Genomic DNA, 20,020 nt, shown 5'->3' with positions numbered 1-20,020 from the left:
AATCCTTGGGTTACCGCTGGCGCTTAGCTGGAGTACTCGGAGTTGATCTCGACGTAGGAGTAGGACAGGTCGGTGGTCCAGACGGTGGCCTTGCCGTCGCCGCTGGCGAGGTTGACCTCGACGTCGATGTCCTCACCGCTGAGGTCCACCTCGCGGGCGTTCGGGGTTCCGGCAGCGTCGACGCAGACGTCGTGGCCGTTGAAGGACACGCGAATCTTCGTCGGGTCCATGGTCACCGGGGCCATGCCGACGGCGGCGAGCACGCGTCCCCAGTTCGGGTCGGAGCCGAACATCGCGCACTTGAAGAGGTTGTCGCGGCCGATGACGCGAGCGGCGGCCTTGGCCTCCTCGTCGGTGGCGGCGCCGGTGACGGTGATCGCAACCTTCTTGGTCACGCCCTCGGCATCACCCTGCAGCTGACGGGTGAGGTCCAGGCACACCTCGTGGACCGCGCGGGCGAACTCGGCGGCGTCCGGTTCCACACCGGAGGCGCCGTTGGCCAACATGATGAGGGTGTCGTTGGTGGAGGTGGAGCCGTCAACGTCGATGCAGTCGAAGGTGACCCCGCTGGCCGCCCCCAGCGCCTCCTGGGCGGCCTCTGCGCTGGGCAGCTTGGCGTCGGTGGTGAGGAAAACCAGCATCGTGGCCAGGGATGGGGCCATCATGCCCACGCCCTTGGCCATCGCGCCGATGCTCCAGCCCTCGCCCTCGTAGACCGCCTGCTTGATGACGGTATCCGTGGTCATGATCGCCTCGGCGGCCTTGGTGCCGGCCTCGAGGTCGGTGGAGAGCTCGGAGGCCAGCGCCCCGACTCCCGCCTCGATCTTGTCCATCGGCAGCAGGTCGCCGATCAGGCCGGTGGAGCATACGGCCACGTCCGCGGCGTCGATGCCGAGCGCGCTGCCGACGAGTTCCCCGGTGCGCTTCGCGTCCGCGATGCCCTGCTCCCCCGTGCAGGCATTCGCGTTGCCGGCATTGATGACGGCGGCGCGGAAGGTTCCGTTGTGCAGCGACTTGGTCAGCTGGACGGGCGCGGCCTTGATCTGGTTACGGGTGAACAACGCGGCGGCGTGGTAGTCGGGGCCGTCGTTGACCAGGAGGGCCATGTCCGGGTTGCCGGAGGGCTTGATGCCCGCGGTGACGCCGGCGGCGCGGAAGCCAGCCGGGGCGGTGACTCCGGTGCGCTGACCGGCTTGTGGGTTGTGGTGTTCAGGCTGGGTGCTCACTGCGTGCTCTTCTTCTATTTCTTCGAGGGGTTGTTGCGGTGGGTGTGTTGTTCGGCGTGTGGAACGGCGCTGTGTTACGACGGCGCTGTATTAAGACGCTGCTGCGTTAGGTTGTCGCTGAGTTAGGTCGCGGCGATGGTCGGCAGGCCTGCGGTCTCGTCCCAACCGTTCATCAGGTTGAGGCACTGGACGGCAGCGCCCGCGGTGCCCTTGGTCAGGTTGTCGATCGCGGAGGTGGCGACGATCATGCCGTCGTCCACGGCGACCTGCAGATGAACCATGTTGGTACCGGCGACGTGGCGGGTCTCTGGCTGCTGGCCTTCCGGCAGGAGGTGCAGGAAGGGCTCGGATGCGCAGAAGTCCTCGTAGGCGCGTCGGACGTCGGCGGCGCTACCGCGGGCCGGTGCGGTGACGGTCGTGAGGATGCCGCGCACGAGCGGTGCTAGGACGGGGGTGAAGGTGACGTGGACGTCGTCGCCCTGGTCGCCACCCGGGACGAGCTCGAGGAGGTTCTGCTTGATCTCCGGGGCGTGCCGGTGGGTCATCACACCGTAGGCGCGGAGGTTCTGCATGGTCTCGGCACCGAGCAGGGCCACGCTGGGCTTCTTACCCGCCCCCGAGACGCCGGTGACGGAAACAACGGAGACCTGTGGGGCCATCATGCCGGCGGCGATGCCGGGCATAGCGGCGATGGTCGCGCCGGTTGGGAAGCAACCGGGAGCGGCGACGCGGTTGGCAGCGGCGATCTCCTCGCGGTGGCCGGGCATCTCGGGGATGCCATAGGTCCAGCTTCCGGCGTGCGGGGTGCCGTAGTAGCGCTCCCACAGGTCCTCGTTGCGCAGCCGGTAGTCCGCACCGCAGTCCACGATCTTCATGTCCTCTGGCAGCCCCTGCTCCACGAGGGTGGCAGAGACGCCGTGCGGGAGAGCGAGGATCGCCATGTCGTGTTCGGCGAGCAGCTCCGGGATGGTCTCCTGGAGGGTGCGGTCCGCCAAGGGGGTCAGTGCCGGGGCGAGTTCCCCGAAGTTCTGGCCGGCGTTGGAGCCCCCGGTGAGGGCTCCGATCTCGAAGTCCACGCCGTATCCCGGGTGGTTGAGCAGCAGGCGGAGAGCTTCCCCGCCTGCGTAACCGCTGGCTCCTGCGACTGCAATCTTCTTCATTCTTTAATTATGCGCCCGATCACAGAAAAATGCAATATATACACGCTTATGCAAAATATGCAGCCCGCGATGGTGGTCCTCGCGGGCTGCATAAGGGGTGTGTTCTAGAGGTCCGCTCCCCTCAGAGCACGGCCGCGCCCTAAGAACGCAGCTGCACATTAGGAGCGAAGCTGTGTCCTAGCAGCGAAGCTGTGCCTTAGGAGCGAAGCTGTGCCTTAAGAGCGAAGCTCAGCACCCAGTTTCGCCGTGGCGGCGTCGATGGCCGCACGGCGACCCTCCGATGCCTCATCCTCGGTCAGCGTGCGGTCCGTCGCGCGGAAGCTCAGGGAGAAAGTCAGCGAACGCTTGCCCTGGCCGAGCGAATCCGACTCGTAAATGTCGAACAGGCGGATGCTCTCCAGCAGCTCGCCGGCGCCCTCCTGCAGCACCTTCTGCACCTCGGCGACCGGCAGATCCTCGTCAACCACGAGGGCCACGTCCTGGTAGACCGGCGGGAAGGCAGACACCTTGGGCTGCGGGAAGCGCTCCTCCACCGGGAGCGCGTCCAGGTCGATCTCGAGCGCGATGCTCCGGGCCGGGATGTTGGCGCGCTCGCAGACCTGCGGGTGCAGCTCGCCCGCGTGCCCCACCACGGTGCCGTCGACCAGGATCTCCGCACAGCGGCCCGGGTGCCACGGCAGGAACTCGGCGTTGCGGAACTCCACGTCCACACCAGCCGCACGCCCGATCAGGCGGGCTGCCTCGAAGGCGTCCTGAGCCTCGAAGTTCTCCGCGCCACCCCACGGGCCCTGCAGAGCGCGCTGGCCGGCGGCGACCATCGCCACGTAGAGCGGCTGCTCCGGCAGGGTCTGAGCCAGCTCGTCCAGCTCCGCCTCGGACGGGCGCTGGGTCACAGCGGGCATCGGGGTCGGCTTGCGCCCGCTTTCCGGCAGGCGGGGCAGGGAAACCTGCTCCACGCCGAACAGGGCGACGTCCTTCTGACCACGCGCGGAGTTGCGGCGCAGGGCGTCGATCATGGACGGCAGCAGCGTGGTGCCCAGAGAAGCGTGATCGGACTCCAGCGGGTTCTGGACCTTCACCACGTTGCGGCGCGGATCGTCCTCCGCCAGGCCCCACTCGTCGAAGACATTGTTGGCGATGAACGGCGTCGGCAGGATCTCCGCGAAGCCATTCCAAGCCATCGCGTGGCCGATGCGGCGGCGCAGGCGCTGGCGTGGCGTCAGGCCACGACCGACCGGTGCGTGCGGCAGGACCGATGGGATGTTCTCCAGCCCCTCGAGGCGGAGCACCTCCTCCACCAGGTCAGCCGGGATGGTCAGGTCCGGGCGCCAGGTCGGCGGGGTGACCTCGATCTGGCGGGCACCCTGGCCGTCGCGCAGGCCGGTCTCGCGGACGGTGCAACCCACCTCGCGGAGGCGACCGATCGTGGTGCCGTCCGGGTAGATCATGCCCGCAACCTTGCCCGGACGGTTGGTGTGCATCTGGATCGTCGACATGCTCGGCACCTCGCCGACCATGGTGCGGCCGTGTACCACCTTGCCGCCAGCGATGCGGACGAGCAGCGAGACCGCGAAGTCCAGGGCATTGCCGATGATCGCGGCGTCGGTGCCACGCTCGAAGCGGCGGGAGGACTCAGAGGAGAGCTTGTGGCGGCGGCAGGTGCGGGCCACGGTGAGCTCGTCCCAGTGAGCAGCCTCGAAGAGCACATCGACAGTCTCATCGGAGATCTCGGAGGTGCTGCCGCCCATCACACCGGCCAGGGACTGGATGCCAGAGTCGTCGGAGATGACGACGTCCTCGCTGGACAGGGTCCGCTCCACACCGTCCAGGGTGGTCAGAGTGTCGCCCTCGGAGGCGCGGTGCACCCGCAGGTTGCCGGTGATCTTGCCAGCGTCGAAGGCGTGCATCGGCTGGCCGAGCAGCATCATGACGTAATTCGTGACGTCCGTGGCGGCATTGACCGGGCGCTGGCCGCAGAGCATCAGCTCGCGCTGCAGCCACAGCGGGGATTCGGCGGTCGGGTCAATGCCCTCGACCTTGCGGATACCGAAGAGGGAGCACTTCGCATCCTCCTCGACCTCCAGGGAAAGGATGTCTTCCTTGATGCCCGGGATGCCGGCGAAGAGGTCGTCGTCGAGAGCGGCAGCCGCTGGATCGAGCGCCGGGTCGCGGTACTGCAGCTCGAAGGAGGACGCCAGCTCGCGGGCCAGGCCGCGGGCGGACAGCGCATAGCCACGGTCCGGGGTGACGTTGACCTCAAAGACCGTGTCATCCAGGCCCAGCAGGCCACGGGCGTCGTCGCCGACGGCGAGACAGTTGGCCTTGATCTCCTCCTCGGAGACGGTGATGATGCCGGGGCTGGTGCCGTCGTAGAGGCCGAGCTCAGAGGCGGAGCACATCATGCCCTCGGAGATCTTGCCGTAGGTCTTGCGCGCGGAGATCTCGAACGGGCCAGGCAGCACGGTGCCCGGCAGGGCGACGATCACGTAGTCGCCCTCGGCGAAGTTGCGGGCACCACAAATGATGTTCTGTGGCTCGCCGGTGCCGTTGGCCTCGCCGACGGCGATCTCGCAGTAGCGGATCGGCTTCTTAAAGCCCTCCAGCTCCTCGATGTTGCTCACCCTGCCGATGACGAGTGGCCCCTCGGTCTTCGGGAGGCGCTCGTAGCCCTCCGTCTCGAAGCCGACGCGGACGAAACCTGCGTCGAGTTCCTCGGAGTCCACAGACCAGCTAGGGTTCGCGGTCTGCAGGATCCGGGTGAGCCAGTTCTGAGAAATCAACATGTGCTTGAAAAGGTCCTTTTGCCAGAAGAGTTGTGGAGCGGAGGTTGTTGTGGCGGCGGGGTACTGCGGGGCTTAGCCGCGGACCCCGAATGGCAGGGTGAAACGGACGTCGCCTTCCACCATGTCGCGCATGTCAGGCAGACCGTTGCGGAACTGCAGGGTGCGCTCGATGCCCATGCCGAAGGCAAAACCCGAGTACTCCTCCGGGTCGATTCCCGCGGCGATGAGGACGTTGGGGTTGACCATGCCGCAGCCACCCCACTCGATCCAACCGGCGCCGCCCTTCTTGTCCTCGAACCAGACGTCAACCTCGGCGGAAGGCTCGGTGAACGGGAAGTAGTTCGGGCGGATACGGGTCTTGGTGTTCGGGCCAAACAGGGACTTCGCGAGGTGGTCCAGGGTGCCCTTGAGGTGAGCCATCGTCAGGCCCTTATCCACGGCCAGCCCCTCGACCTGGTGGAAGACCGGGGTGTGGGTGGCGTCCAGCTCGTCGGTGCGGAACACGCGCCCCGGGCAGGCGATGTAGATCGGCACCTCGCGGGAGAGCATGGTGCGCATCTGCACCGGGGAGGTGTGGGTGCGCAGCACCTGGCGGGAGCCCTGCGGTGCAATGTGGAACGTGTCCTGAAGGGTGCGGGCCGGGTGGTCCGGGATGAAGTTCAGGGAGTCGAAGTTGAAGTACTCCGCCTCGACCTCCGGGCCGTCGGCGATCTCCCAGCCCATGCCGACGAAGATGTCCGCGATCTGCTCGTTAAGGATGGTGATCGGGTGCTGGGCCCCAACCTGGCCGCGGGTGGTGGGCTGGGTGACGTCAATGCGCTCGGCGCGCAGCGCCTCCTGGTTGCGCTTCTCCTCCAGCTCGGCCTTCACCTGAGCGAAGAGCTTCTCGACGCGGCCACGTGCCATGTTGACGATGCGGCCGGCATCCTTGCGCTGGTCCTTCGGTAGGGAGCCGAGGGAGCGGCGAGCGGCGGGGATCGGAGCGTCGTCGCCGAGGTGGGCACGGCGGGCCTCGGCGAGTTCCTCGAGGTTGGTCGCGGAGGTAAAGGCCTTCTCGGCGGCTTCGGCCGCAGCCCCCATCGACTCTTCAGAGATTTCTACAGCAGCCTCAGGCGACACTGGGGATTCCGACAACGGGGGCTCCTCGCAACACGTAACAACGACTATTTCAGGCTATAGCTTAGCAATCTGTGCTTTGGAGGATTCGTAAAGGCACACACTTGCCGCCGTGGCGAGATTCAGCGATTCCGCCTGCCCGCGCATCGGGATACTCACGCGGATATCAGCGAGGTCCAGCCAGTCCCCCAGCCCGTGCGCCTCGTTGCCAAACAGCCACGCGGTGGGCTGGGCGAGCATGCCATTGGCGGGATCGGCCGCCTCGTGGAGGGTGACGTCCCCGTCCGCTGCGGTAGCGAGGATCTGAAACTCCGCCTCGTGGAGCTTGTCCACGACCTCCACGACCGAGGTGTTGCGGGCGACCGGGAGGTTGAACAGGCTTCCGGCGGAGGCGCGCACCGCCTTGCCGCCCTGCGGATCCACGGTGTTTCCGGCGAAGAGCACTCCCCCGGCGCCGAAGGCATCGGCCACCCGGATGATGGTTCCCGCGTTCCCGGGTTCATTCGTTTCGACGGGGACGGCGATCAGCGGGCTGTTCTTGACGGCGCTGGTGATGAGGGCGTCGTCGTCCACCATCTGGCTCGCGCAGAGGGCGAACAGGCCGGTGTGGGTGACCGTCTCGGAGAGGTGGTCGGCGGCACGTTCGGTGATGAGGTGGACATGGGTGCCGGTGACGTCCTGGAGGAAAGGGAAACGCTCCCACGCAGCCTCGGTGACGTACAGGTCGAGGACCTCGCCGCGCGCGAGAGCTGCGGTGACCGCGTTCTCCCCCTCGGCGAGGAAGCGACCGGTCTTGCGCCGGGTGGCGGCTCGGTGCAGCTTGGCGGCGTTGACGATGCGGGGCGTGCGTTCGGTGAACATCTCCATGGCTTCACAGCCTAGTCGGGTTGTTGCGAGGCGATGACTGTGGTGCCCCGCTGCCCGCCTCTCCCCTGTTCGGGAGCTCCACCACCACGCACCCAGCTCGCTTTGCACGCACGGTAGCCCATGAAGACATGAAAAAACCGCCCCGACGCGGAGCGCGTCGAAGGCGGTGGGAGGCTGAACGCCTCGGCTGGCTTTAGGAAGCCGCCGGTGCGTTGACGTCCTCCGGCAGAGCAGCCTTAGCAGCCTCGCACAGTGCGGTGAAGGCAGCGGCGTCGGAGACAGCCAGCTCGGCCAGGACCTTGCGGTCGACCTCGATCTCGGCCAGCTTCAGGCCCTGGATCAGGCGGTTGTAGGTCATGTCGTTCTGACGAGCAGCGGCGTTGATGCGCTGGATCCACAGCTTGCGGAACTCACCCTTGCGGGCGCGACGGTCGCGGAAGGCGTAGGTCTTGGAGTGGAGCATCTGCTCCTTCGCCTTGCGGTACAGGCGGGAGCGCTGGCCCCGGTAGCCCTTCGCGGAATTCAGTACTTCGCGACGCTTCTTCTTTGCGTTCACAGAGCGCTTGACACGTGCCACGGTGATACGTCCTTTACTTCAGGTTGTTCTTTAGTATTTCGAGAAAAGGGGGAGGCTTAAGGTAATTAAGCCTTGCCCAGCAGGCGCTTCATGCGCTTGTTGTCGGCTGCGGACACGTCGGTGGTGCCCTTCAGGCGGCGGGTGCGGGTGGACGGCTTGCCCTCAAGAAGGTGGCGGCGGTAGGCGCGCTCGCGACGGAGCTTGCCGGAACCGGTGACCTTGATGCGCTTAGCGGTACCCTTGTGCGTCTTCTGCTTCATTGGTGAAAATCCTCTAGCAACGTTTGTGAACTACTGAGACTACTTCTTGCCCTTGTTGCGGACGGGGCCGAGAACCATCGTCATGTTGCGACCGTCCTGCTTCGGACGGGACTCAACCTGACCGACTTCCTCAACGTCAGCGGCAAGACGCTCCAGGAGGCGGAAGCCCAGCTCGGGGCGGGACTGCTCGCGACCACGGAACATGATCGTGACCTTGACCTTCGAGCCCTTCTCCAGGAAACGAACGACGTTGCCCTTCTTGGTCTCGTAGTCGTGGTCATCGATCTTCGGGCGGAACTTCTGCTCCTTGACCACAGTCTGCTGCTGATTACGTCGAGCCTCGCGAGCCTTCTGAGCTTGTTCGTACTTGAACTTGCCGTAGTCCATGATCTTGGCCACGGGCGGCTTGGCGTTCGGCGCGACCTCTACAAGATCGAGGTCTGCTTCATAGGCCAGCTTGCGAGCATCGTCCGTCTTGACAATGCCGACCTGTTCTCCGTTGGGACCGACGAGTCGGACCTCGGGGACTCGAATTCGGTCGTTGATGCGAGCTTCAGCGCTGATGTGAACTCCTCAGTAGCAGTAGTAAGTGATCTTTACCGCAACTGCTTGTGAAGCCCTGAAAAATCCCCCGCGCCGGAGCGCCCAAATGAAAGCCCCTTCAATCATGTGGAAGAGGCTGCGAGCATAAAGCTTCGCTTTGGACCCGAGCCCAGCCAGTGACGGCGGTCTAAGGTGGGAGAAAAAGAACTCCACTTGCAGCTTGTCGACACACGACAAGCGGTAGTGCTCATGAATATAGCACGCAGATCTTAGGCGGGCAACATGGGCGCGAGGTATGTCGCGGTATGGGAGCCGTCGACCTTCGCCACATCCTCCGGGGTCCCCTGGGCCACGACCGTGCCGCCACCCGAGCCACCCTCCGGACCCATGTCGATGATCCAGTCCGCGGACTTGATGACATCCAGGTTGTGCTCGATGATCAGCACCGTATTGCCCTTGTCCACCAGTCCCTGCAGGACCAGCATGAGCTTGCGAATGTCCTCAAAGTGCAGGCCAGTGGTCGGCTCGTCGAGGATGTAGATCGTCCGCCCGTTGGAGCGCTTCTGCAGCTCGGCTGCGAGCTTCACGCGCTGCGCCTCACCGCCAGACAGCGTGGTGGCCGCCTGGCCGAGGCGCACGTAGCCCAACCCAACATCCACGAGCGTGTTCAGGTAACGCGCGATCGCCGTGATCGGCTCGAAGAACTCCGCGGCCTCGGAGATCGGCATGTCGAGCACCTCGGCGATGTTCTTGCCCTTGTACTTCACCTCGAGCGTCTCGCGGTTGTACCGGGCACCGTCGCAGACCTCGCAGGGCACGTACACATCCGGAAGGAAGTTCATCTCAATCTTCAGCGTGCCGTCGCCGCGGCAGGCTTCGCAGCGCCCGCCCTTGACATTGAAGCTGAAACGCCCGGCCGTGTAGCCGCGCACCTTCGCCTCGGTGGTCTCCGCGAAGAGCTTGCGCACCCGGTCGAAGACACCGGTGTACGTCGCCGGGTTGGAGCGCGGGGTGCGCCCGATCGGGCTCTGGTCAACCTGCACGAGCTTGTCCAGCTGATCCAGGCCACTGACCTTCTTGTGGCGCCCCGGCACCAGGCGGGCACCGTTGAGCTGATTAGCCAGCGACCGCGCCAGAATGCCGTTGACGAGGGAAGATTTGCCCGAACCCGACACGCCGGTGATGCAGGTCATCACACCGAGCGGGATCGACACGTCCACCTTCTTGAGGTTATTTTCCTGCGCCCCGTGGATCGTCAGCATCCGCTCACTATCGATCTCGCGGCGGGACTCCGGTACCGCCAGTACCCGGCGCCCGGCGAGGTAATCGCCGGTCAGCGAATCCTCGGCATCAGTGATGCCCTTCGGTTCGCCGGAATACACGATATGCCCGCCGTACTCGCCGGCATTCGGGCCGATATCCACCAGCCAGTCCGCCGCACGGATCGTGTCCTCGTCGTGCTCGACGACGATCAGGGTGTTACCCAGGTCGCGGAGGTTCTCCAGGGTCGTAATCAGCCGGGCATTATCCCGCTGATGCAGACCAATCGACGGCTCGTCCAACACGTAAAGCACGCCGGCCAGACCCGCACCGATCTGGGTCGCCAGGCGAATGCGCTGCGCCTCGCCACCGGAGAGTGTGCCCGCCGAACGGGACAGGGCCAGGTAGTCCAGGCCGACGTCCAGCAGGAACTTCAGCCGCGCCTGTGTCTCGCGCAGCACCGCACCGGCGATCATCTCCTGTCGCTTGTTCAGCGTGAGGTTATCCAGGAACTCGCTCGCCTCGGCGATGGAGAGGTCGGATACGCCCGCGATGGACAGCTCCTTCTCCCCCGAGGCGATGGTCACGGCCAACACCTCCGGCTTCAGTCGCGCCCCCTTACACGTCGGGCACGCCACCTCGCGCATGTAGCTGCGGTAGCGCTCCTTGGACCAGTCGGAGTCGGTCTGGTCGAGCTTGCGCTTCAGGAAGGGCATCACGCCCTCGAAGGGTGCGTTGTACCGGCGCTGGCGGCCGTAGCGGTTCTTGTAGCTCACGCTGATCGGGGTGGGGTGCCCCTTTAAGACGGCCTTCTGTTCGGCCTTCGTCAGCTCCGACCACGGGGTGCTCGGGTCGATGTTCAGCTCCTTGGACAGCGCGGTGATGAGCTTGTCGAAGTAGCGCGCGTTCGGGCTGGAGGTCCACGGCGCGATGGCGTTGTTCAGCGGGGCATCCTCGTCCGGGATGACGAGCATCTCGTCGACCTCGAGCTTGGTGCCCAGGCCGTCGCAGGCCGGGCAGGCACCAAATGGAGAGTTGAAGGAGAAGGCGCGCGGCTCGAGCTCGTCGAGCTGCAGGGCGTGGCCGTTGGGGCAGGCCATCTTTTCGGAGAAGCGGCGCTGCCGGTTCGGATCATCCTCGTCGAGGCCGACGAATTCGATGACGACGACGCCGTCCGCGCGGCGCAGTGCCGTCTCGACGGAGTCGGTGAGTCGCTGCTTCTGGCTTTCCTTCACCTGGAGGCGGTCGATGACGACGTCGATGTCGTGCTTGACCTGCTTCTCCAGCTGCGGTGGGTCAGTCAGGCGGTGGACCTCGCCGTCGACCCGGACGCGGGCGTAACCTTCCGCAGCGAGTTCCTCGAAGAGGTCGACGAATTCGCCCTTGCGGGTGCGCACGACCGGCGCGAGGACCTGGAACTTGGTGCCGGCCTCCATGGCCATGATCTGGTCCACGATTTCCTGCGGGGTCTGCCGCTGGATCACCTCGCCGCACTTCGGGCAGTGCGGGGTTCCGGTGCGGGCGAAGAGCAGGCGCAGGTAGTCGAAGATCTCGGTCACGGTGCCGACCGTGGACCGCGGGTTGTGGTTCGTCGACTTCTGGTCGATGGAGACCGCCGGCGAGAGGCCTTCGATGAAATCGACATCCGGCTTGTCGAGGCGACCGAGGAACATGCGGGCATAGGAGCTGAGGGACTCGACGTAGCGCCGTTGCCCCTCAGCGAAGATGGTGTCGAAGGCCAGCGACGACTTCCCGGAACCGGACAGTCCCGTGAAGACGATCATTTTGTCCCTCGGCAGCTCGAGGTCCACCCCCTTGAGGTTGTGCTCGCGTGCACCGCGGACCAAAAGCTTCTCTGCCACTCGTCCTCCTGTTTGGCTTTGTCCCTGAGCCGCGCCTGGGTGGCGCGGGCTCAGGATGAGTTCATTCCCACTGTACGACAAGTAGATATGCTCGAGTTCATGCATATGTCACAGGTCAGTGAGTTCGGACATCTTTCCAACCCCCGAGATGTCGAGATTATTTCCACGGATGCCACGATCGTGGCGCGCACCTCAGTCGGCGAGATGGATAACAACGTCTACCTCATCGCCAGCGGCGGCAACGCGCTGCTCATTGACGCGGCTGCGGACGCTGAGCACATCCTGGCCCTGGCGGATCAGCTGCGGGTGACCATCACCGACGTCCTCACCACCCACCAGCATGGCGACCACGTGCAGGCGCTGGAGGAGGTTCTGGCGGCAACGGGTGCGCGTCACCACGCACCACGCAAGGAGGCCACCAACCTGCCAGCCCCGGCCGATGAGGTCTACGGCAACGACGAAGGAACCCCGGAGCTGCTGCGTTTGAAGGGTAACTGCTCGGAGTTGAAGATGACTGCGGTGGAACTGCGGGGCCACACCCCGGGCGGCATCGCCGTGCACGTGGAACTGCCGGAAGACGCCCCACGCATGTTCGTCGGGGATAGCGTGTTCCCAGGCGGGGTCGGCAAAACGAACTCCCCGGAGGAGTTCCAACAGCTGCTCTCGGACGTCACGCAGCGGGTTTTCAGCCTGCCCGACGGCACGCGGCTGCACCCCGGCCACGGCGACAGCACCACCGTCGGCGACGAGGCCCCGCACGTCGAAGAGTGGGCCGAGCGGGGCTGGTAATCCCGCGAAACGCGCGGCTGGTGCCCGGCCACTCGCGTAGACTTGATCCCCTAACGCTGGATAAAACTCCAGCTATCTTGCTACCCACACCGAAGGAGTCTTCATGCTTCGCAAGATCGCCCGTCCCCTGATGGCGTCGGCATTCATCGCCGATGGTGTCCAGATGGTGAAAAGCCCGCAGAATCACGCGAAGAACGCCGAGGTTGTGACCGGCACCCTGCGCAAGGTTCTGCCGCCGCAGGCCGCTGGCCTGCTGCCACGTGACGCGGAAACCAACGTGCGCATCGCGGGTGGCACCAAGATCGCCGCCGCTGCCCTGCTGGCCCGCGGTAAGGCGCCGCGCCTGGCCGCCGCAGCGCTCGCAGCCGCACACCTGCCTGCGATCCTGACCCGCCACGACATCAAGAACGTCGCCGGCAAGAGCGGCCAGAACACCCAGCTGACCACCCTCCTGGCGGACGTCGGCCTGCTGGGTGGCCTGTTGATCGCCGCCGAGGACACTGCCGGCAAGCCGGGCCTGGCATGGCGCGCACAGCAGGCGCTGCCGGGCAAGTCCCAGCAGCAGGAGATGCTCGCCACCGCGCAGGACTACGCCAGCGACTTCTCCGAGAAGGCCCGCGAGCTGGCTTCTGAGGCCTCGGACAGCATCTCCTCTGCAGCGAGCGCTGTGAGCGACTACGTCGACGAGCACTCCGACGAGTGGCGCGACACCGCCTACCAGGTGCGCGACCAGGCGAGCGCGTATGCTGAGACCTTTGCTGAGGAGCTGCAGGACAGCACGAAGGGCCTGTCCAAGAAGGCAAAGAAGGCCAAGAAGAAGGCAAAGAAGCTCAAGTAAGCCCGTTGCACCGGAGGTAGATTGACCAGCCCCGCATCTCGCGGCACCACGAATAATGGCGACCGCTCGCTCGCAGAGGCCATCGCGAGCGAGCAGAACCATCTCGATGACCTGCTGGCTGAGGTGGACGCCACAACCGCCACGCTGAAGAAGCGACTGGCCAGTGTCCGAGCCACGGCAGATATCGATGACCCGCAGGGGCTGATGCGCCGCGACCGCGAGATCCAGGACATCTCGCAGCGACTGGATAACCTGTCCATCGCGGAGATCGGACTGATGTTCGGCCGCATCGACGTGGCCGATGAGGAGCCAGAGAATCCGGTGCCAGGCTCCCCCGATCTGGACCGCCGCTATATCGGGCGGCTGGGGCTGCACACCCGCGACGACGAGATGCGTACCCTCCTGATGGACTGGCGCGCACCGATGGCCCGCCCCTTCTACCTCGCCACCACCCTGCACCCAGATGGGGTGCACCTGCGCCGCCACATCAAGACTCGCGGGCGGAAGGTGACCCACGTCGCCGATGAGCGGCTCACCACCCGCGGCGAGGACCAGACGTCCTTAACTGAAAAGACGACGTCCGCGGCGGGAGGGGTGGCGCAGGAGGCCGCGCTGTTGGACGCGGTGAACGCGGCCCGCAGCACGCGGATGGGCGACATCGTGGAGACCATCGCCGCGGAGCAGGACGCCATCATCCGCAGCGAGCACCGCTCCGTCACGGTCGTCCAGGGGGCGCCGGGGGCCGGGAAGACCGCTGTCGCGCTGCACCGGGCGGCCTATCTGCTGTACACGTGGCGCGAGCAGCTCGCGAAGACGGGTGTGCTCATCGTCGGCCCGAATGCGCGCTTCCTGGACTACATCTCGCAGGTACTGCCCTCGCTGGGTGAGACCGGCGTGGTGCTGGCGACCCCGGGCACGCTCCTGCCGGGGGTGAAGACGCGGCCCGAACCGAGCCTGCTGGCCCGTGAGGTCAAGGGCAGCGCGGAGATGCTGCACATCCTGAAGCTGGCGGTGCAGTCCTGGCAGCAGGTGCCGGAGGAGCCGCGCGATTTCATGGTAGATGGCGTGGCCGTGGAGTTGAGCCCGAAGATGGTGCGCGCCGCCCGCACCCGGGCGCGACGTAGCCGCAAGCCCCACAACCAGGCCCGGCCGCTGTTCGTGGATCACGCGATTAGTTCCCTGGCGGATGCGTTGGCGCAGACGATCGGGCGCGACCCCCTCGGCGGGGAGAACCTGCTGACCGCGGAAGACCGCACCAGCCTGCGCGATGACCTGCGCGAGGAGCCCACGGTGATGGCAGCGTTGGACGAGTTCTGGCCGGAACTCACGCCGGAGCAGGTGCTGGCCGACCTGTACGAGCATGCCGAGGAGATCGCCTCGGAGTACGATGAGGACACGATCCGCGGCCTGCAGGCCACCCCGCCGGTTGAGCTGGATGGTGGCCAGATCCTGTGGACTGCCGCAGATGCGCCGCTGCTCGACGAACTGGCGGACATGCTGGGCATCATCGACGACGAGGCGGCCGAGAAGGCGGAGCGTGAGGAGTGGCTGGCGAAGATCGCGGAGGCCCAGGACGCGCTGGACATCCTCACGGGCTCGGCGACCCAGGACTTGGACGATGGCTTCGCCCCGGAGATCCTCATGGCCTATGACGTCATCGACGCCGAGCAGCTAGCGGGTCGCCAGCGAGTACGCGACGCGCGCAGCACGGCGCAGCGTGCCGCCCAGGACCTGCGCTGGGCCTTCGGCCACGTCATCGTGGACGAAGCCCAGGAGCTTTCGGAGATGGACTGGCGGATGATCTTCCGCCGCTCCCCCAACCGGTGGATGACCGTGGTTGGTGATCCGGCACAGACGGGAAACCCGGCGGGCGTGGCCTCCTGGGGCGAGACCCTGGCTCCTTATGTGTCGGATCGCTGGGAGCTGAAGGAGCTCAGCGTGAACTACCGCACGCCGCAGGACATCGCGGACGTGGCCAATCAGTTGCTCCCCGAGATCGCCGCGGATCAGGAGCCCGCGATCGCGCTGCGCGGCACCGGCACGGGTGTGGCTTATGCGGCGCGGGCGGAGCTGGCGGGCGCGCTGCCCGAGATCGCGCGGCGGGCCGGCGAGGGCCTGGTGGGGATCATCACCAGCGATGCGGACCTGGACTGGGCGCGCGAGGCGGTGTCCGAGGCCTTGGGCGATGCGCCGGGCTCGGACCAGGCCGGCATCGACGCGGAGGTGCTCGTGGTCAGCACCGCCGAGGCGAAGGGCCTGGAGTTCGACGAGGTCGTGCTCATCGAGCCCGCCGCGATCGTCGCTGCCTCCCCACAGGGACTGCAGGATCTCTACGTGGCAATCACGCGCGCGACCCAGGGTTTGAGCGTGTTCGCTGACCAGCCACTGCCCTGGGATGAGGGTTAAGCACGCTCCTAGCCGACGGTGTGGACGATCATCACGTCGCAGTCGGACTGGCGGGCCACATCGGCCGGAACCGAGCCCAGCAGGCGGCCGGTGAGGGAGTTAATCCCCCGGTTACCCACCACGAGCAGGTCGGCTTTCTCCTCGGTCACCACGGCCATAAGCGCGTCCACCGGGGCGCCCTCCCGCAGCACGGCGCGCACCTTCTCGGCCCCCTCCTCGCGGGCGACCTCCATCGCGGAGCCCAGTACTTCCTCGGCGTGCTCGTCCCCCACGACCGGCGAGGACTCATCCCGGCGCGAGGCCTGGGCGTCAGCCTCCTTGGCGAAGTACGCCGACGCGAGCACCAGCTCCGAGCTAAAAGCCGCTGCGATTCCCGCCGCACGCCGGACGGCGAGGTGGGAGGATTTGGAGCCATCAGTGCCAACGACGATCTTTGAGAACATGCTCTTCATTCTATAGGCCAGCTTCCTTCATGCCCCGAAGTTCCTTATTCAGGTCCGCAATTTCATCACGCAGCCGGCCGGCCAGCTCGAATTTCAGCTCTCGCGCGGATTCCTTCATCTGCGCGGTGAGGTCTTCGATGAGCTTTTCCAGCTGTGGGCGGGCCATGTCGCCGCGGTCTTCCGCTCGGCCGAAGGTGGCCATGTCCCCCTCCACGCCAGTCGAGGCAGAACCCGCAACCTCGCTGCCCGGCTCGCCGTAGCCTTCGGAGAATTCCTCGACCTGGTCCAGGATGTCGGCGATCTTCTTGCGCAGTGGCTGGGGGTCGATGCCGTGTTCCTCGTTATAGGCGATCTGCTTCGCCCGGCGCCGCTCTGTCTCGTCGATCGCGTTGCTCATCGACTCGGTGATGTTATCGGCGTACATGATGACCTCACCGGAGACGTTTCGGGCGGCACGGCCGATCGTCTGGATCAGTGAGCGGGTGGAGCGCAGGAAGCCTTCCTTATCCGCATCCAGGATCGCGACCAGGGAGACCTCCGGCAGGTCGAGGCCCTCGCGCAGCAGGTTGATGCCCACCAGCACGTCGAACTCCCCGAGGCGTAGCTGCCGCAGCAGCTCCACGCGCTTGAGGGTATCGATATCCGAGTGCATGTAGCGCACCCGCACGCCGTGTTCCAGCAGGTAGTCGGTGAGGTCCTCGGCCATGCGCTTGGTGAGTGTGGTGACGAGCACGCGCTCGTCCTTGTCCGTGCGCTTGCGGATCTCCTCGATGAGGTCGTCGATCTGCCCCTCCGTGGGGCGCACCTCCACCTTCGGGTCCACCAGGCCGGTTGGGCGAATCACCTGCTCCACGAACTCGCCCTGGGCCGCGGCGATCTCGTAATCCCCCGGGGTGGCGGACATGTACACGCACTGGCCCTTGCGGTCGTCGAATTCTTCCCAGGTCAGCGGCCGGTTATCCAGCGCACTCGGCAGGCGGAAGCCGTGCTCGACCAGGTTGCGTTTGCGGGACATGTCGCCCTCGAACATGCCGCCGATTTGCGGCACCGTCACGTGGGACTCGTCGATGATCGTGAGGAAGTCCTCCGGGAAGTAGTCGATCAGCGTCGCCGGGGCACTGCCGGCGGGTCGGCCGTCGATGTGCCGGGAGTAGTTCTCGATGCCGCTGGTGAAGCCCACCTGCTGGATCATTTCGAGGTCGTATTCCGTGCGCATCCGCAGCCGCTGCGCCTCCAGCAGCTTGCCGCGGTTCTCCAGGTCCTCCAGGCGCTCTGCCAGCTCCTCCCGGATGGCCTGCATCGCTTTTTCCATCCGCTCCGGCCCAGCGACGTAGTGGGTGGCCGGGAAGATGCGCAGTTCATCCACTTCGCGGATCACGTCGCCGGTCAGCGGGTGGATGTAGTAGAGCGCGTCGACGTCGTCCCCGAAGAACTCGACGCGGACGGCGAGCTCCTCGTAGGCCGGGATGATGTCCACCGTGTCGCCCTTCACGCGGAAGGCACCGCGGGTGAAGGAGACGTCGTTGCGGTCGTACTGGATGTCGACGAGCAGGCGGAGGAACTGATCGCGGTCGACTTCCTCGTCCACCCGCAGGACGACGGAGCGGTCCAGGTAGGACTGCGGGGTGCCCAGGCCGTAGATGCAGGACACGGAGCTGACGACGACCACGTCGCGGCGGGACAGCAGCGCGGAGGTCGCGGAGTGGCGCAGGCGCTCGACGTCGTCGTTGATCGAGGAGTCCTTCTCGATATAGGTATCGGTCTGCGCAATGTAGGCCTCGGGTTGGTAGTAGTCGTAGTAGGACACGAAGTACTCCACCGCGTTATTCGGCAGCAGGGAGCGCAGCTCGTTGGCCAGCTGGGCGGCGAGGGTCTTGTTCGGCGCCATGACCAGGGTGGGGCGCTGCTGTTGCTCGATCAGCCAGGCTGCGGTCGCCGACTTACCCGTACCGGTCGCGCCCATGAGGACGACGTCGCGTTCGCCGCGGTTCAGCCGCTCGTCGAGTTCCGCGATGGCGGCTGGCTGGTCGCCCGCGGGTTCGTACTCGCTGATGACCTCGAATTTGGCATCGCTGCGCTCGACCTCCCCCACGGGGCGGAATTCGGAGTAGGACAGCTCGGGACGCTCTGCTGCAAAAGCCATGTGTCTATCCTAGGCAGCCCGCGCGGTGGGCAGCCACCGGGCTGAGGTGTGGCTGGGCGGCCGGCTGGCAGGCACTGCGATGGTCGAACCGGGGTCACGGTACGCGCCCGGGGGTTACTGTCGGCCGAGCCGCTGGGTTATTTCTCGTCGAGCTGTGGGGCGACGACCTGCTCCCAGAAGGTGTCGACCTGCTGGAGGAGCTGATCCCGGGTGCCGGAGTTCTCCACCACGGAATCCGCGGCGGCAAGCCGCTCCTCGCGGCTGATCTGGGCTGCGATGCGGCGGTGGGCGTCGTCCTCGTCCAGGCCACGGGAGTTGACCAGACGGTCGATGCGGATCTCGTCCGCCGCGTCGACGACGAGCACGTGGTCCATCTTCTTGTACTCGCCGTTTTCGATGAGCAGCGGCATGTCGTAGACGAGCACCGGCACGGCCTCAGTGCGGGCCTGGGCGAAGCGCTCGAGGGTGCGTTCCCGGATGCGGGGGTGGGTGATGGAGTTCAGCTTCTCGGTGGCCTCCGGGGTGGCGAAGGCCTGCCGGGCGAGCTCGGCACGGTTGAGGGTGCCGTCCGCGTTGAGTACCCCGTCAAAGGCCTCGGCCAGCTCCGCAAGAGCTGGTTCGCCGGGTTCGACGATCTCGCGGGCGATCTTATCGGCGTCGACGATCCGGGCACCGAGGGTCTTCAGCCGACTGGCGACGGTCGTTTTCCCGGAGCCGATGCCACCGGTGAGTCCGATGAGAAACATTGCTTCAATCCTAAGAGCTCAGGAGCAGGCGATTAGCCGACTGCAGGCACTGTGCCCACGAGACGGTCACGTTGGTGTAGTCCACGCGCAGCTGATTTGCCGTATAAAAATCGCCGTCGGTCACTGCCTGCTGCCACTGGCCAGCAATCTCGTCCGACTGGGCCTTGAGCTTCTTGCAGTTCTTCGGGTTGAGCATCAACGATCCGCCCGAGCCCACAGTGGGGCGTTCGATGTCTGGGAGTGGCTGGGCTTCCTCAGCCTTTGCCGGCGCTGCCCCGCCGCCGACACCTGCCGAGAGAGCGAGAGCTGCGGCCAGCGCAACGGTGGCGCGTTTCCGAAAAAGATTCATGCTCCTAAAGCTACATCACTTGAAGATCCCCGTTGTGATTGAATTAACACCATGACTGTTCTCTCCGGGCATCGCAGCCCTTCCCCTTTCACCCGCCGTGGGACCAGGGGGATTCCTTCAGCTGTGGCTCCGGCACGGACGGCTGGCATTCAAATGCGATCTTCGAGTCAGACGACCGCGATCCGTCCAACGGCATTCACCTGACCCGGCCGGTCAATGGAGATTGCTCGGACGAGTTCCTCCCCCGTTCGCTGAAGATCGACGGCGTGGAGGATTTAAGGTCTTCGAGCTGTCGGTGATGTACCACCCGGAACAGGATGCTTGGCTCGCGCTCTACGAGGCACCGCAGGGCGTGGTGATTAGAAAGGCTGCCTCTCCGGAGGGGCCGTGGAGCACGCCGACGACCCTGGTCTCTCGCGCTCAGATCGGTGACCTCTACGGCGCATTCATGTTCCCCCACCAGGTCGATAAGAACCTCTACTGGGTGGCCACGACGTGGAAGGACTACAACCCGGTGGTGTACAAGACCGACCTGGGTCGCGTGTTCCAATAGAAGCACCTATTAACGCTCATGGGGCGGATTCTAGGGGTCGTTGCAACATTTCCTAGCTTTCAGCTAAATCTAACAGCTCCGCCATCCGCTCCGCAGGAG

General features: G+C 65.7%; 17 protein-coding genes. 4 read left to right on the top strand and 13 right to left on the bottom strand.

Features of this window, described 5'->3' with window-relative positions; translation table 11 throughout:
- Positions 1-23: 23 nt before the first annotated feature.
- The 9 genes from argJ to uvrA all read right to left on the bottom strand — a co-directional run bounded on the left by argJ (position 24) and on the right by uvrA (position 11,654).
- Positions 24-1,226 (bottom strand): bifunctional glutamate N-acetyltransferase/amino-acid acetyltransferase ArgJ, encoded by a 1,203-nt coding sequence (argJ, locus tag QP140_RS08130; protein ID WP_284759076.1) that lies wholly within the window; start codon positions 1,224-1,226, stop codon positions 24-26.
- A gap of 122 nt (positions 1,227-1,348) precedes the next feature.
- Positions 1,349-2,386: an N-acetyl-gamma-glutamyl-phosphate reductase gene (gene argC, locus QP140_RS08125; protein ID WP_284759074.1), complete on the bottom strand. Its 1,038-nt coding sequence runs from the start codon at positions 2,384-2,386 to the stop codon at positions 1,349-1,351.
- Positions 2,387-2,601: 215 nt separating this feature from the next.
- Positions 2,602-5,169, bottom strand: a complete 2,568-nt coding sequence (pheT, locus tag QP140_RS08120; protein WP_284759073.1) for a phenylalanine--tRNA ligase subunit beta — start codon at positions 5,167-5,169, stop codon at positions 2,602-2,604.
- Positions 5,170-5,241: 72 nt separating this feature from the next.
- Positions 5,242-6,249 carry a phenylalanine--tRNA ligase subunit alpha gene (gene pheS / locus QP140_RS08115; RefSeq protein WP_141759418.1) on the bottom strand — a complete coding sequence of 336 codons (1,008 nt, stop codon included), beginning with the start codon at positions 6,247-6,249 and terminating at the stop codon, positions 5,242-5,244.
- 93 nt (positions 6,250-6,342) lie between these two features.
- On the bottom strand, positions 6,343-7,152 hold the full coding sequence (locus tag QP140_RS08110) for a TrmH family RNA methyltransferase (protein ID WP_148811953.1): 810 nt from the start codon (positions 7,150-7,152) through the stop codon (positions 6,343-6,345).
- 193 nt (positions 7,153-7,345) lie between these two features.
- Entirely contained in the window at positions 7,346-7,729 is a 384-nt protein-coding gene (gene rplT / locus QP140_RS08105; RefSeq protein WP_012360369.1) for a 50S ribosomal protein L20, read from the bottom strand.
- Positions 7,730-7,794: 65 nt separating this feature from the next.
- A complete protein-coding gene (gene rpmI / locus QP140_RS08100; protein ID WP_012360370.1) occupies positions 7,795-7,989 on the bottom strand; it encodes a 50S ribosomal protein L35 in 195 nt (64 codons plus the stop codon).
- 39 nt (positions 7,990-8,028) lie between these two features.
- A complete protein-coding gene (gene infC, locus QP140_RS08095) occupies positions 8,029-8,553 on the bottom strand; it encodes a translation initiation factor IF-3 (RefSeq protein ID WP_081477610.1) in 525 nt (174 codons plus the stop codon).
- A 248-nt stretch (positions 8,554-8,801) separates the two neighbouring features.
- Positions 8,802-11,654: an excinuclease ABC subunit UvrA gene (gene uvrA / locus QP140_RS08090; protein WP_284759067.1), complete on the bottom strand. Its 2,853-nt coding sequence runs from the start codon at positions 11,652-11,654 to the stop codon at positions 8,802-8,804.
- A 105-nt stretch (positions 11,655-11,759) separates the two neighbouring features.
- On the opposite strand from uvrA, the gene QP140_RS08085 reads away from it, so the two are divergent.
- The 3 genes from QP140_RS08085 (at position 11,760) to QP140_RS08075 (ending at position 15,687) form a co-directional block, all read left to right on the top strand.
- Positions 11,760-12,443 (top strand): MBL fold metallo-hydrolase, encoded by a 684-nt coding sequence (locus QP140_RS08085; protein ID WP_070761964.1) that lies wholly within the window; start codon positions 11,760-11,762, stop codon positions 12,441-12,443.
- Positions 12,444-12,546: 103 nt separating this feature from the next.
- The gene (locus QP140_RS08080) at positions 12,547-13,281 is read left to right on the top strand and encodes a DoxX family membrane protein (RefSeq protein ID WP_070758144.1); all 735 of its coding nucleotides are present in this window, start codon (positions 12,547-12,549) and stop codon (positions 13,279-13,281) included.
- Positions 13,282-13,302: 21 nt separating this feature from the next.
- Positions 13,303-15,687, top strand: coding sequence for a HelD family protein (locus QP140_RS08075; protein ID WP_284759065.1), 2,385 nt, complete (start codon positions 13,303-13,305; stop codon positions 15,685-15,687).
- 8 nt (positions 15,688-15,695) lie between these two features.
- Here the strand turns inward: QP140_RS08075 and QP140_RS08070 are convergent, their stop codons facing one another.
- The 4 genes from QP140_RS08070 to QP140_RS08055 all read right to left on the bottom strand — a co-directional run bounded on the left by QP140_RS08070 (position 15,696) and on the right by QP140_RS08055 (position 19,368).
- Positions 15,696-16,139: a universal stress protein gene (locus QP140_RS08070; protein WP_015381671.1), complete on the bottom strand. Its 444-nt coding sequence runs from the start codon at positions 16,137-16,139 to the stop codon at positions 15,696-15,698.
- Between the two features lies 1 nt (position 16,140).
- Entirely contained in the window at positions 16,141-18,273 is a 2,133-nt protein-coding gene (gene uvrB, locus QP140_RS08065; protein WP_284759063.1) for an excinuclease ABC subunit UvrB, read from the bottom strand.
- 137 nt (positions 18,274-18,410) lie between these two features.
- Positions 18,411-19,019 (bottom strand): dephospho-CoA kinase, encoded by a 609-nt coding sequence (coaE, locus tag QP140_RS08060; RefSeq protein ID WP_284759062.1) that lies wholly within the window; start codon positions 19,017-19,019, stop codon positions 18,411-18,413.
- Positions 19,020-19,029: 10 nt separating this feature from the next.
- Positions 19,030-19,368: a hypothetical protein gene (locus QP140_RS08055; RefSeq protein ID WP_284759060.1), complete on the bottom strand. Its 339-nt coding sequence runs from the start codon at positions 19,366-19,368 to the stop codon at positions 19,030-19,032.
- A 298-nt stretch (positions 19,369-19,666) separates the two neighbouring features.
- Here QP140_RS08055 and QP140_RS08050 point away from each other — a divergent pair, with 298 nt between their 5' ends.
- Entirely contained in the window at positions 19,667-19,921 is a 255-nt protein-coding gene (locus QP140_RS08050; RefSeq protein ID WP_262369162.1) for a DUF4185 domain-containing protein, read from the top strand.
- Positions 19,922-20,020: the final 99 nt, after the last annotated feature.

The sequence above is a fragment of the Corynebacterium sp. UMB9976 genome (genome assembly GCF_030212265.1).
Lineage (GTDB): Bacteria > Actinomycetota > Actinomycetes > Mycobacteriales > Mycobacteriaceae > Corynebacterium.
Note: the sequence above shows the minus strand (reverse complement) of the source record. Positions and strands in the feature narration are given on the sequence as shown.